11 protein-coding genes are annotated in these 14,727 nt (G+C 37.3%); 8 read left to right on the top strand and 3 right to left on the bottom strand.

Translation table 11 applies throughout. From position 1 onward, the window contains the following. Window positions 1-1,015 precede the first annotated feature (1,015 nt). Window positions 1,016-1,156, top strand: coding sequence for a YrzI family small protein (locus tag M3183_RS18990; RefSeq protein WP_251472131.1), 141 nt, complete (start codon window positions 1,016-1,018; stop codon window positions 1,154-1,156). 56 nt (window positions 1,157-1,212) lie between these two features. Here the strand turns inward: M3183_RS18990 and M3183_RS18985 are convergent, their stop codons facing one another. Further along, window positions 1,213-1,767, bottom strand: coding sequence for a cupin domain-containing protein (locus tag M3183_RS18985; protein ID WP_251472130.1), 555 nt, complete (start codon window positions 1,765-1,767; stop codon window positions 1,213-1,215). Between the two features lie 826 nt (window positions 1,768-2,593). On the opposite strand from M3183_RS18985, the gene M3183_RS18980 reads away from it, so the two are divergent. Beyond that, the gene (locus M3183_RS18980) at window positions 2,594-3,508 is read left to right on the top strand and encodes an endonuclease I family protein (protein ID WP_251472129.1); all 915 of its coding nucleotides are present in this window, start codon (window positions 2,594-2,596) and stop codon (window positions 3,506-3,508) included. A gap of 293 nt (window positions 3,509-3,801) precedes the next feature. On the opposite strand, the gene M3183_RS18975 is transcribed toward M3183_RS18980, so the two are convergent. Then, window positions 3,802-4,806, bottom strand: a complete 1,005-nt coding sequence (locus M3183_RS18975) for a GTPase (protein WP_251472128.1) — start codon at window positions 4,804-4,806, stop codon at window positions 3,802-3,804. A gap of 708 nt (window positions 4,807-5,514) precedes the next feature. On the opposite strand from M3183_RS18975, the gene M3183_RS18970 reads away from it, so the two are divergent. Together M3183_RS18970 and M3183_RS18965 are read left to right on the top strand one after the other, a co-directional pair. Beyond that, window positions 5,515-8,199 (top strand): metallophosphoesterase, encoded by a 2,685-nt coding sequence (locus tag M3183_RS18970; RefSeq protein WP_251472127.1) that lies wholly within the window; start codon window positions 5,515-5,517, stop codon window positions 8,197-8,199. Window positions 8,200-8,508: 309 nt separating this feature from the next. Then, complete coding sequence (locus M3183_RS18965; protein ID WP_251472126.1) at window positions 8,509-9,948, top strand: DHA2 family efflux MFS transporter permease subunit; 1,440 nt, start codon at window positions 8,509-8,511, stop codon at window positions 9,946-9,948. A gap of 77 nt (window positions 9,949-10,025) precedes the next feature. Here M3183_RS18965 and M3183_RS18960 read toward each other — a convergent pair whose 3' ends face one another. Next, entirely contained in the window at window positions 10,026-11,204 is a 1,179-nt protein-coding gene (locus M3183_RS18960; RefSeq protein WP_251472125.1) for a TerD family protein, read from the bottom strand. A 1,435-nt stretch (window positions 11,205-12,639) separates the two neighbouring features. Here M3183_RS18960 and M3183_RS18955 point away from each other — a divergent pair. From M3183_RS18955 to M3183_RS18940, 4 genes are all read left to right on the top strand, one after another. After that, window positions 12,640-12,804 carry a hypothetical protein gene (locus M3183_RS18955; protein WP_251472124.1) on the top strand — a complete coding sequence of 55 codons (165 nt, stop codon included), beginning with the start codon at window positions 12,640-12,642 and terminating at the stop codon, window positions 12,802-12,804. Window positions 12,805-12,858: 54 nt separating this feature from the next. Then, window positions 12,859-13,002, top strand: a complete 144-nt coding sequence (locus tag M3183_RS18950) for a hypothetical protein (RefSeq protein ID WP_251472123.1) — start codon at window positions 12,859-12,861, stop codon at window positions 13,000-13,002. Window positions 13,003-13,053: 51 nt separating this feature from the next. Then, entirely contained in the window at window positions 13,054-13,332 is a 279-nt protein-coding gene (locus M3183_RS18945; protein ID WP_251472122.1) for a GNAT family N-acetyltransferase, read from the top strand. 393 nt (window positions 13,333-13,725) lie between these two features. Beyond that, window positions 13,726-14,721, top strand: a complete 996-nt coding sequence (locus M3183_RS18940) for a DnaD domain protein (RefSeq protein ID WP_251472142.1) — start codon at window positions 13,726-13,728, stop codon at window positions 14,719-14,721. Window positions 14,722-14,727: the final 6 nt, after the last annotated feature.

Raw genomic sequence — 14,727 nt, 5'->3', positions numbered from 1 at the left:
GGGTGGCAAAAGCGGCAAAGGCAATAGAGGCTTGAATTAAATGAAAGCCAGCGCCTTTAGACGCTGGCCGGTAATATAGGCTTATAGCCGTTGTTCAAACCACCCGTTGGACGGGTGGTCATGATTTGATGAAGGACAAAATACCGGGTTGCAGAGGTAGAGCTGTCTTTCATCGGCATGATGAAGGACAAAATTTCGGGTTGGAGAGGTAAAAATGTCTTTCATCGGCATGATGAAGGACAAAATACCGGGTTGCAGAGGTAAAAATGTCTTTCATCGGCATGATGAAGGACAAAATACCGGGTTGCAGAGGTAAAAACGTCTTTCATCGGTAATATGAAGGACAAAATACCGGGTTGCAGAGGTAAAAACGTCTTTCATCGGCATGATGAAGGACAAAATACCGGTTGCGGAGGTAAAAATGTCCTTCATCGGCAATTTGAAGGACAAAATACCGGGTTGGAGAGGTAAAAACGTCTTTCATCGGTATGATGAAGGACAAAATACCGGGTTGCAGGGGTAAAAATGTCTTTCATCGGCATGATGAAGGACAAAATTTCGGGTTGGAGAGGTAAAAATGTCTTTCATCGGCATGATGAAGGACAAAATACCGGGGTGCAGAAGTAAAAATGTCTTTCATCGGTATGATGAAGGACAAAATACCGGGTTGCAGGGGTAAAAATGTCTTTCATCGGCTTTATGAAGGACGCTTTCGCCGCCCGCAGGACCAGTATTGTCTATCATTGCTTTTATGAAAGACAAATCCTCGAGTGCGAAAACAATATTGTCCTTCATCACTATGAAGACGATCTATCTATCAAGATCTTTTTTTAAAAAATAATACCTCATATACATATTGAGACCCTTTTTGAATACATCTAAAGTCTTAGAGGCTTTGGTTTTAAATATAGACCAAATATGTAGAGAAAGTTCATACCTCCTTATGATTAGAAATACCTTCCATACTTATATAATGATGACAAATAATAAAGTTCCTTTAAGGGAGGACTATTAAATGTCAATCAATATTCTTTTTCTAACCATTACATTTAAGAAACGTGAAATTAGTCTTGAGGAGGCTGTACAACAGGAAATGGTTGAAAGGCTTTATGAGGAGCATAAGGATCGGCAATTTTCGTTATACCGGATAATGTGATAAAACTTTTAAAAGATCTAGGCGGGGTTTAAGATTATTCCCGCGCCTAGATGGTATTAATGATGCTCAGCAGCCATCGCCTCAGCTTTGGTTACTTGTACAGTTCCCCTTGGATGCTGCGGCGGTGCATAGATGGAATATAATTTTAATGGGATATTGCCCGTATTGGTTACATTGTGCCAAGTCCCGGCAGGAACCATGATGGCAGAATTATCAAACACTTGTCTAACAAAATTTAATTTCTCTGGACTTTCCCCCATTTGGACAATCCCTTGGCCTTGCTCAATTCGCAAAAATTGATCAATGTTAGGATGGATTTCTAAACCGATATCTTCCCCAACTTGAAGACTCATCAAAGTTACCTGTAAATGATTTCCTGTCCATAAAGCAGTACGATAGGTATTGTTCTCCTTTGCCGCGTCATTTATATTCACCACAAATGGCTGCGGTCCAAAGTCTGTTTGATTTCGCCCCCAGAATGGCGGTGTCATACTGAAACGATGCGCATCATATGAAGCAGGATAGTATCCATTTGTTCCTGAAAAATGAGACTGTGGTTGATTTGTATAATAAGGATTTTGATATGGATACATATTAGCAGGATAGTACATTTTTTCCCTCCTCAAAATTTCATCAGATTATCCTATGCATTGAGTACAATTTGGGTACTTATAATGGTTTTGGTCGTTATTTTTAAAGTGACTATTTAAAAACAAGGTAATCTATCAAAAAAGTATTATGATTCTTACAAAGGAAGATCGAATATGATAATGTCGATAAAAATAAAGGGTGGAATCTTCCCGAGAAGAGGTCAATCAAGAGCCAAGGGTAAAAATAAGCGGTGGAATCTTCCCGAGAAGAGGTCAAATCAAGAGCCAGCGGGTAAAATTGGCGGTTGATTCTTCCCGGGAGAGTCCGAATCAAGAGCCAGCGGTAAAAATAAGCGGTTGAATCTTCCCAAGTGAGGTCAAATCAAGAGCAAGCGGTAAAAATAAGCGGTTGAATCTTCCCGAGAAGAGGCCGGATCAAGAGCCAAGGGTAAAAATAAGCGGTTGAATCTTCCCGGGAGAGGTTAAATCAAGAGCCAGCGGGTAAAATTGGCGGTTGATTCTTCCCTGAAGAGGTCAAATCAAAAGCCAGCGGGTAAAATAAGCGGTTGAATCTTCCCGTGAGAGTCCGAATCAAGAGCCAGCGGTAAAAATAACCAGTTGATTCTTCCCGTGAGAGTCCGAATCAAGAGCCAGCGGGTAAAAATCGAGTTAAAACTGAAATTCCCAGGTAAAGGAGATGGAGAAGCGTATATTGTCATCAATGAGGTGAGATTATTAACTTTGTAGGTTAGTTAAATGATATAATTGATTCAGCAACAAGAATACTGATAATTAAAAAAACAATTTTAGGACAGCGTAAAAAAATTAATAGGAAAGGAGAAATAAAATGGAGAACATGAAAGGTATTGAAACAAGTGAACAAGCAGATTTAGAAGCCGCATTGATAGAGTTGCAGCTTAACCAAAAGAAATTCCAAAATGAAAAAGAGTATTATAATGAAGACCAGGATAAACACATCATCCAAGATTACTATCAAAACATTAATTTTAATGAAGCGGACCAAAAAGAGTTATATAAAAAACTCAATCAGTTAATTTCTAAAACTCATGAAAATCAGCTTCCTTATAATGCTAAGACCCGGAATTTTCTTTATTCAAGGGTAGACCTTCACCCTGATGGTGTGCTGAAAAGTATCTATTCTGGAGCTGAAAAGGATCCTGAACAGATTATTCAAGAAGATCATGAAACAGATAGAAAAAGGAAAGAAGCCTATGACAAGATGATCAAAAGCAGTTCAAACAGCGATGATGAATTACTGAAGGAAGCAGCATTGATTGAAAGTGAAAATATGTATAATACCGAACATGTCGTGCCCCAGTCATGGTTTGATAAGCATGATCCGATGAGAGGGGATTTGCATCATCTTTTTACATGTGAGTCGGTTTGTAATTCTTCAAGATCCAATTATCCTTTTTTTGATTTCACTGACTATTCTCCTAAAATGGAGACGGAAGCAATTAGGGAAAATTGCGGGAAATATGAAGATGGTAAATTTGAACCTGAAAACGGAAAAGGCAGTATTGCTCGTGCAACGTTGTATTTTTTATTAAGATATCCGAGAGTAATTAACCGTTACAGCATGAAGGATATTGAAACTTTCATTCAATGGCATCGTGAATATCCAGTCGACATTTATGAAAAACATCGTAACTTAGAGATCTACCATATTCAAAAGAATAGAAATCCCCTCATTGATTTTCCACAATCCGTTGACAAAATTGATTTTGCACTTGGTTTATGACCATAACAAACTGCAATAATTTTGAATGAAACGATATATTTTGGTGCCTGACACCGAAAAAGGTATCAGGCACCCATTATTATAAATATTCTTTTTTGATAAGTCACAGTCAAAGGTTACTTTCTTTCATTCCCTAAGTGCTTATGCTTAGTGATGTTTCATCTTTTCAATACTAAAATCAGATAATTAGGCTCCCTTAACAGAAGGGCATTAATGGGGAAATAGAAGATTATTCTGCAAAAGACCGTTGTACAGCATAGAGAGCGCGTAGTATCTGATAAAAAATTAAAATCTCATTCCTTTCCGTCAGAAGTCTTATCCTTCATAAACGTTTTGGATAATGTTTTCAATAGATCAGCATCAAGTTCTATATTATGTTCATATGCATACTTTATCGCATATCCAAGACCCAGTGTCATGCTTCCTGCAATTCCTGCGCCGGCAATGGTTCCGGCACCAGGAATGAATTTAACAGCTTGTCTAAAGATCCCTTTTCCTATATTTCCTGCTAATGAAGCAATGGTTAATTCCTTCGCCCGCTCTTTGGTGAGGGGCTTCTCGTATAACGTTGATAGCCTTACCATAAGACTAACCTGAATCCCGGTAATCGGGATAATATCAGAACCGGGGATCGGTACTGCTCCAACTGCCGCAGCAGATGCTGCAGCCGCCATAATCCACTTATTGGCTGTCGAAGATTTTTCCTTTAAGTGCTTGGCAAAAAGAATATCTTTTTTTTCCTCTTTGAGGATATCCAAGATCGCATTTCGCAGCATTTCAATATTTTCACCCGTTTTCGAGGAGATGGGCGTTACTTTATATTGATAGTTTGTTTCATCTTGTATGTATTTTACCAGGCTCGGGATATCTTCAGCAGCATCAATCTTATTAAGAACAAAGATGATTCTCTGATTGGTTTTTCGTATGTTTTCAAAGTGTTTCTTTTCCCCTTCTGAGAATACGGTACCTGCAGCATTTAGAAAAAATAAGATAACGTCGGCATCTTTATAGAATTTCATTGTTTCTTCAGAATTCTTGCTGTTGATATCATCCAATCCGGGTGTGTCCGCAAAGATAATCTTATCCCTGTAATTGTATTTATCTACGATGACTGTTTCACCAGGCTTCGGTGCAACAGCTGCAACATTTTCCCCCATTAAACGGTTGATGGTTGAGGATTTACCTGCATTCACATCACCAACCATCGCAAAGAGTATCTCTTTTTCAAGCTGATCATTTATACTATTCATTTCTTCTTCATACGCTTTTTCAAATTCTTCATTATTGAAATCAATCAATTTGTACACTCCCCCATAAAAATGATGTAAAAATGGCGTTCATAATGTTATTTTAAGTCACTGACTCATGATTATACTTGAAGAAGCCAGGCGTTTTTGGGAGTTCTATCTTGATCTAAAATTGTTCAACTCTCGTTTGACAATGTAAGCTGAACATTTCCAAGGAGGATACTGCCAATTATATAGACGGATCATGTTGCCCAGTCCAACGTCTAAAATGTCTCACTGTTTTCCTAATGGAATGGTCATAGTGAATCCACTTTTTCTTTTTTTAAAATTCCCCATACACATTCATTTTCGAGGATATTAATAATTCAGTCTCTAAAAGACCGAAGAGGTTTTCAAACGTTATCTAACGAATAACGTCATTTTTCGATAATTTACAATTGCAGTTACTCTATTCTCTATGAAAAGCTTGATTTTTTTAAAAAAATAAAAAAGTATGAACAATCAAACAAAGTTTACCTTAAATTTAAAATTTCTTAATATTCCATTCATTTGATTTTGTTAACATTATTTAGAAACTATGGAGATTAATAGATTTATAAAATCATCTTTAGAATTTATGGTGAAGTGGATTTATGTTTGTGCCATTGCGATATTAATCTCGCCGTTTTGTTTTTCATCTTATTACTTTAAAGGAGGCACTTTTTTACAGTAAGGGGACAAATTAACAGCTCATAAAAAACGATATTAGGAGAGATAGTCTTGAAAAAATTCAGACAGTATTTTGGGAATTTAGCCATTGTCACCATCCTATCTGGCTCGGTTAATTTTCCTTTTACTAGTTTAGCAGCTGAAACGAATGGTGAATTGGAACGTATTACCGAAAAAGCAGATCCTGCAAAACCAGTTGTTGATGAACTTACATTGGCTGTTATCGGTGATTATGGCGGTTGTGGAGTTGGTAATTGTGAAGGGGAACAACAGGTGGCTGATATGGTTCATTCATGGAACCCAGATTACATATTAACTGTTGGGGATAATACCTATCAACGTGGATTACCAGAGGAAGTAGAAAAAGCACAAGCAGCATATATAGAAGACATCAAAGCAGGAAAATTTTTCCCGATTATGGGAAATCACGATTATGGAAACGGCTGTACCAGCGAAAGTGTTCAACCAAGTATTGAAAAATTTGGGGTCCCAGTTTCATATGTTGCGGGGTTTGGCAATGGCTTAGTTGATTTCGTAAACCCAGATGCTAACTGCAATAAATCAACAGGTGATCAAATGCCTCCAATTTATGATGCATATAAGAACACAATTGACAATAGTCAAGCAGAATGGGTCATTGCAGGGGAGCATCAACCGGTTTATTCATCCGGAAAAGCAGGAAATAACTTTGATCGTTCTTGGGTTATGACGCCAGGAGTAGACCTGATATTAGCGGGACATGATCATCATGCCGAACATATTGAAACGAAAGACGGTTATAACATCGTGATTTCAGGAAATGGCGGGAATGGTAATACTCCTATATTTTCACCGGTAGAAGGAAGTTTGTATCGGGATGATAAGAATTTAGGTGCTGTTCGTCTTACGGTGAGGAAAGATGAATTAAAGGTAGAATATCTTACTCTTTCTGGTGAGAATCAGTATAATTTTACCTTGAAAAAAGATGAAACAGGTAAGGCATATATTGCCGACCGTATGGAATGGGTGGATCCTAATCCAAATTCAGGAGGATCGCCGGTTCCAAATCAATATAGTGTGTCGATGGATTTTGATGATTCCACTGTTTTAGATGGTTTATCCTATCAAAATTATCAAGATGGACCGGTTAGTGAAGTCATGATAGATGGAAGAAAGGCCTTGCAGCTTGAAAAAAATCCAATGGGCGGCGGCAACCATGCTTACTTATATGTAGATGACGAATCTATTTTAGGCGGGCCATATCATGCGAAAGTAACAATTGAATATCGTTCACCAAAAGCAGGTTCTTTTCGTCTTCAATATGAATCGGCTGATTCAGGATCAGCATATCAAAATTCTCAATCTATAAGTATTCCGAATGATGAAATCAACCAATGGAAAACTGCGACTTTAGAGATACCAGATATTAAATTTACAAATCGCCAAAATAATGGTGCAGATATGCGTCTTTTAGCAGCAAACAACCTGCCGATCCTTATCGGATTCATGAAGGTTGAAATCATACCAGACGAGCCTGCAAAATTTGTATCAATGGATCTTGACAGTGAGCCGAATGGTTTAACCTGGATTCCGTACGAAAGCGGACCGGCTCATGAAATGGTGATAGATGGAAGAACGGTTTTACAAGTCGATAAAAACCCGTTTAATCAAGGAAATAACCTCTATCTTTCAGTTGACGATCGATATATTTATGGAGGACCATATAATAGTCGTGCCACAATTGAATATCGTTCACCTGTCGCTGGTTCTTTTACACTTCAATATGAATCAGCTGAAACAGGAGCTGCCTATCAATCTGCGCAAAAAGTTACCATTACGGAAGAAGATATTAATAAATGGCAAACTGCAACCATTGATATGCCGCAAGCAAAGTTTACCAATCGCCAAAATGGTCATGCAGACTTTCGAATTGTTGGTGCTAAAAACTTACCATTTATTATTGGTTCTATGAAAATAGAGGTTGTTGATGAAAATAGTGAAACAAGTACACTTGCCATGGAAGCAGTAAATAAAGCAGAGAAGTTAGCAGGAGATGGGCTTGATGAGCAAGAAAAGATTGATGCCGTTGTCGAGGCAGTAAATGATGCCACAGCACTAATAGAACAGTTAGAAGATGTTGAAAAGAAAGTTGAATTACAAGGTCGTTTAAAAATTGTATCTGCCGAAGTAGATCAAGCACAAGAAGAGTTAAATCTAAAACTAGCAAAGGAAGCCGTTGAGCAAGCCGAACAGTTGCCTTCTGAAGAAAGTGTTGAAAAGGCTCAACAGGCAATTGATCAATTAATGGATGGGAAAGACAAAAATACATTAATTGAGCGACTATTTATAGTAAAAACGATCTTACAAGCAGACAAAGCAATTAATACATTGTTAGAGGCTGGGCTTGAAAGTGCAGCAGATGTAGATCAAGCTATTATTACACTTGAAATGGCAAGTAAATTAGTCGCAGAAGTACCTAATAATCAACGGGGGAATTTAACGGAAAATCTTCAAAAAGCAGAAAACAAAATTGTAGATAAGATGAAATCCATTCTTAGTCAAAAGAACAATGGAAAGCCAGAACGTTTAAAAGAAACGTGGTTAAATTTACTTATCACCAATACAATAAATCAATTGGATGGAAAAGTAAAAACTGACATTAACAAAATCCACCAATCCATCATGAAGATTGTTAAGGAACATGCCACAGGTAAAGAAGTTAGAGAAGCGATTGAAAAGATAATTTCGAAACAATAGTTTTGTATGAATGAAAAAAGTGTATGAAGTACTTCTTCATGCACTTTTTTCAATATAGACCCTGTTTAAGATTAATATGAATAAGTCCATTTTTTCACAAAAGAAAAACTTGATGAATCCTTGATAAAACTGGATTTCAAAGCATTATCAAAAGCGGGATGTACGAGACCATGGAATTCAATTACGAAAAGAAATGATCAATTTTAAAAGAATGCTAAATCCTCATCTGAAGCGTATCATTGGAATTTATCTAGAAGGCAAGGTAATCTATAACAGTAATTTTAAATTTGTGGCTAAGGAGTTGGATGGATGGAGAACTTGGGCAACAAGCAGTCGATGATTGTGGGGCTTTTGCTGGCAGGAGCTTTTATTGCCATTTTGAATCAAACATTGATGATTACAGCCATTCCACCGATTATGGATGAAATGAAAATAACCGCAAATAGTGCTCAATGGCTGACGACTGTCTTTATGCTGATGAATGGAATTATGATTCCCATCAGTGCTTTCTTATTAGAACGTTTTACAACAAGACAATTATTTATCTCAGCGATGAGTATTTTTGCCGCAGGAACCGTTGTCGGGGGAATCGCACCAAATTTTGAAATTCTCCTTTTAGGGCGAATCATTCAGTCTATTGGTGCAGGGGTGATGCTGCCGTTAATGACGACCGTCTTTTTGCTCATCTTCCCGGTCAATAAGCGCGGTGCCGCAATGGGGCTCGTTGGGCTTGTGATTTCCTTCGCACCGGCCATCGGACCGGCACTATCTGGCTGGGTCACATCTCATTTTTCATGGAGAGTATTATTTTTTATTATATTACCTATTGCTCTTGTCGATATATTAGTCGCATTCCTTTACTTGAAAAATGTCACAGAGATTTCTAGACCCAAAGTGGATGTACCTTCTATCCTGTTATCATCAATAGGTTTTGGCGGTCTTCTTTACGGATTTACCTGTGCTGGAAATTACGGCTGGTCCCACGCAGCAACCCTTTTTTCGCTCGCGATTGGCAGCATATCCTTGCTCCTATTTATTTTCCGGCAATTGCGGATAAAAACTCCTATGCTGGAATTCCGTGTTTTCACGTTTTCCATTTTTCCATTCGCCATTATCATAGGCATGATTGGCTTTATGGGGTTAATTGGAGCAGAAACAATCATTCCTCTCTTTATGCAGCGAATGAGGGAATTTACGGCCTTTGAGGCAGGGCTTGCTTTATTGCCTGGTGCACTGATTAGCGGGTTCATGTCTCCCATCGTTGGGAGAATTTTTGATAAAATTGGTGCAAGATGGCTCGTGATTGCCGGCTTAACGGTTATGACAGCTTCTTCATTTGCATTTACTACATTAAGCCCGTTAACAACAATGACATATATAACCGTTTTGTACGGGATTAGAATGTTTGGCCTTTCGATGGTCATGATGCCTGTCGCAACAGCAGCTCTGAATCAGCTGCCAAAACGGTTAATTCCCCATGGGGCTGCCATGGATAATACCATGAAAATGATCGCGGCATCTGTAGGGACTGCTATTCTTGTCACAGTTATGACAACCACAGCAGAGGCGGCAAAACAGCGGTCAGATATAGCTTTTCCAGATATACACGGGGCGAATATCGCCTTTATGGTGGTTTCCATCCTTTCCTTACTTGGATTGATCCTATCGTTTTTCATCAAGAAAAAACCGGCTGAGGATGAGAAGGATGGAAAAAAACGAAGAAGTGTCCGTGTAAAACTTCAAGGGTAAGCTCTAAAGCAGGAACAGCTAAAACAACGATTGAAGTGGGGTAGGTTGAAAAAGTACCAGGTTGTTCCTGGTACTTTTTATAGATTATTGACGGTAGGTTCAGATGATTGAACATGATTGATATTAATCACTCTCGGGTCAGATGGGGTAGAATTATCAATTTTTGTGATGATACACCACCGTCCTGGCGTTGTGGAGGTAAGAGGTACTTCAATATCATCTCCGTTGTTCGTTTTGATTAGAACTCTTCCATCATATTTTGCAAAATTATCTTCCTTTTTCAGAAAGCCTAAAAAACGAAAAATATTTGTAGCAATAATAATTTTATCAACGTCCTCAAGTGTTTTGATGATTAGATTTTCTTCATTGTTCCCAGCAGAATTCCCAACACCTGAATCCTTATCGAGTGCGATATAAGGGGAATTTGTTAATTTTCCTTTATTCGCAAAAAAGATGTGCCCAAATTTTCCTTTCTTCGTGATGTAAAAAGCATGTAGGTCTAAATCAACTCCTTTAGTCCAATTTAATTTAACATGAATATTTTCAATTTTCCCTGTCTTCCTCAGTGAAATGGAATCACCGGGTTTTTTTAAGGTGACCTTTTCCAGCTTAATGGCAGCTTGCTGTGGTGGTGAAGGCAAAGCCTTTTCTTCAACAGGTGGTGTAGGAGTACTTTGAATTTGCTCACTTGAGGCAGCTTCATCCTTTACTTCAAGTCCGAAATGATGGCAAAGGGCTGCAAGTCCGCCAGTGAAACCACCCGTATTAGTAGAAAATTTCCACTCTCCATTTTTTTTGTAAATTTCCGCAAGAATTAAAGTGTTCTCCATACTATACGAACCTAACGGATATAGCAGGATCTCTTGCTGTGCGTCCGTATCCATTATTCTGACATAAGCATTTTTCATTTTTGAAAAGTCTTGTCCAACTTTATCACCATTATAAATCGTTAATGTTATAACGAGTTTATCTGTAACGGGTGAAACCTTTTTTAAATCAATCTGAAACTGTTCACTGTTTTTTGTTGGATGTTTAGAAACAGCATGTTGAATAGACCCATCTGCCGATATAGGATTACCATAAAAAATGATGGATTCATCATTCAAACATTTCCCATCCGAGCCAACCATAAAAATAGATGAATCAATATCAAGTGGTTCAGTAGTTTCCCAAACAATCTCAACGTTTAAATTAGTCCTATTTGATTGGTTTTTGGTGATATCCAGTCTAGCACCTTTTTGTACTTGTACAGGCATGATTTTCCTCCTTTTGATGACTAAACATTATATGATTATACCATATTATGGATGAAATCCACTTGAGATAACCGTTTAGCCAAATAAGATTGAACATTTTTATTGGAAAGGGGCTTTGTCTGATAGAAGGTTTTTAAAAAGTGCAGGGATACAGGAGGGTTGAAGTCTATTGCCGTAAAGGAATGGAAAGAAGCTGAGATTATATTTTATGAACAACTTCTGACCTATTAATGAAAAAAATGAGCATTTTTTATCCAACAAGTTTTTCATTAAAACTGTGATCAGATTAGGATAATTCAGTAACGAATGAGGAGGTAAATACCTATATGTTAAAATCAAATGATATAATGGAGTATATTTCTTGAAAGGTGTGGACAAATGTATATCACAGATCAAGCTCGTGATATCTTGAAGCAAATGTTTCTAGAACACGAGACCAATAATATTCGTATTTATTTTGCAGGCTATGGCTGAGGAGGGCCAAATGTTGGACTGGCTCTGGAAGGGCCGGATGAAAGGGATATAGTATTAACCATCAATGAAATAACAGTCTCCATTGATCCAGATGTTGAGCCTTTTACGGAAGATCTTACGCTTGATTTCAATCAAGAGGCTAATGCCATTGTATTAGTAGGCAATGAAAGTAATTGTTGTTAATAGATAACACTGAAGGGGAGTTGGTTTAAAATAACCAGCTTCCCTTTTTCTATAAACATATATGATAGATATGAGGTTAGTTAGGTACTTGGGTCATTAAATGGAATAAATGCAAATTGTAAAATAGACCACTTAAACTTGGGAGAATTGGTTGTACTTGAAGGGTAACAATCGTAAAATTGGAGATTGAAATTTAATGATAGTGAGCTGTGTTTAAAAAACGAGACTGTGAACCGGTAAAATCGTATACACTTCAAGTAAATGGCAAAGCAGAAAAACGACTGTATCAAGGTACAATATTTATTCTTAAATAAATTAAGAACAGTTAGTTTTTATGTTTTATCAAAATAATTTTTTGAAATAATTAACACTTGTCCAATCTTTTTTATTCTCTATGCATATTTTATTAGTGAGAGCAGAGATCTCTCACTCCAGCCAAAGCCCGTAAAGCAGTATTGCACCTCCTGCGGATTGGGATACCTCCGAAGAAGCGTATTGTTCGTTTGATACGCTTCTTTTCATTTCACCAGATACTTCGTATGGTAGAAGCATCGAGTTGAAATCTTGAAATTTCCTATACAAGATTGGATTTTCATTGAACGGAATGTGATTACTTATTCCGTTACTGTTAACCGTTTTGATTATTGTTATTGTTATTGTTGTTGGAGCTGCAGTTTAATCATAATGATATCTTGAAGGTATTGTATGCGTTCCTTATGGCGTTGTATGATTCCAATCTTTTTAACAGATAATAGGAAGGTTAGAAAGGGGAGATAAAATGCAAAAAAATGAAAATAATGATGAACATATGGAACAGCCTTTAATGTCAACAGGAACGACTATAGCAGGATTTGAAATGGATGTAAAGAAATCCAAACCAACCACGAAACCCAAAATTGGAGAGACAATTATAGGAGATGACGGGAAACAGGTAAGTGAATAGAAGACATCTTGTGTTTATTGCATAAATGACTAAGAAACTCAGGAGGTATGAAAAGTGAAGACAAAGGATAATTTTTTAGAGGGAGCCAAAGTGACAAAAGATAATCAAGTCTTTGCACCTGATAGCAAAAGTAAAAATGGAACTGGTGATTCCGAAAATGATCATGTTGGTACGAATAATTCGAAACAACACCGTTAAGAAACTTAGTTGTTTTATCAACAAGAACTTAAAAGAAAGAAGCGGGTAAAAGTGGAATTTGAAAAAGAAGGAACTCGTTTTTATAAAAATGATGACTCTGGTAAGCTTCTGGCTGAAGTTACTTATGAACCTTCCGGAGAAGATAAAGTTAAATTAACACATACCTTTGTCGATTCTAGTTTAAGAGGCCAGGGAGTAGCTGAGCAATTGGTGGACCATTTAGCAGCCGAGATGAAAAAAGAAGGTAAAAAAATCGTCCCAGTTTGTTCATATGCCGTTGCTCTGTTTAAAAGGAAATCGGATAAATACGAAGATATCATTGCAAAGTAGTGAAAATGAGAAATGCTCGGTGATTAATCACTGAGCTTATTTATTTTGGTTTTGTCCAAGGCCTCCCTGCTAATTTATGGGAATATAAGTTCATTATGCTCGACTAAATACACCCAGCCCTCATTGTTTGGAATTGATGATCCGTAACCCAAAATTGTTTGGTTTACTTGCTTTAAACCGGCGATTAAAGACATTTTTACTCTCTGGATGTTGGTGCTTAGTGCATGGTTGAAGAGAATGTAAATGGAAAAAGAAAAGGGGGGCCTATTTCCCGTTTTTGGAAAAAAGTTAAATGTTCACATCTCTGTGAAAAAAGAGCTGTCCTTTTCTCCCCAAAATAATTATATATACTATGGATGGAATTATTTAATAGAAGAAGGGACTCGATTTAGGATGGCAAAGTATCGCATAGTGCATACAAATTTTTGGAACAATCCCATTATTTCAGAAGAGATGAGCCCGGAGGATAAATATTTTTATCTTTATCTTTTGACGAACCCAAATACGACTCAAATTGGAATCTATAAGATTACGAAAAAACAAATGGCCTTTGATTTGGGCTATTCGATTGAGAGTGTTCATTCTTTAATGGAGCGATTTACTCTACACTATAAGTTGATACGATATAATCCTGAAACAAGAGAACTTGCTATTAAAAATTGGGGGAAAGATAACCTAAATAGGAGCGGTAAACCCGTCATGGATTGTATATATTCCGAATTAAAAGAGGTCGAGGATCCCTCGCTTATTCAATATGTTGCGGAATCCATTCAGAAACAGGAAATTCGCACCCTCTTCGAATCTTTTTGTGTACGAGAAGAAAATGGTTTCGACCATGATAGGAGAGAACAAGATGAAATCAATACATATAATACTGAATATGGAGAAATTGACGATACGTTGCTTCCTCGTTATACGATAGGGGGGCAAAAAGAAAAACAAAAAGAAAAAGAAAAACAAAAACAAAAACAACAACAAAAACAACAACAAAAAGCTTTCCAACCCAATCGAGAGAATCCTCGAGAGATAGAAAATCTATCACAACGTCATCAAAGTATGGAAGAGAATAAAGAAATTATTGAGTATTGGGACTCAAATGGATTTGATGTTACAAACGTGAATGCAAAACAGCTGCTGTTATCCTGGATAAATGATTCTAGCTTTCTACAGCCGAAAGAGGTAATTTTAAAAGCGATGAATATTGCCTTTGCCAATAGCAAGAGGTGCTTTAGCTATGTGGTTGGGATTCTGATAAACTGGGTGAATGAATCGTTGCTGAACTTAGAAGAAATTGATTCGTATCATGGAAACCCAAGCCTAGCACAAAAGAATCAAGGAAATCAACTCATTCTGGAAGAGCTATTACAGGTTGATTTGAACACGGTCTGATGATGA

This window comes from Neobacillus mesonae (assembly GCF_023715155.1).
Classification (GTDB): Bacteria; Bacillota; Bacilli; order Bacillales; family Cytobacillaceae; genus Neobacillus; species Neobacillus mesonae_A.
This window is presented reverse-complemented; position numbering and strand designations above follow the sequence as displayed.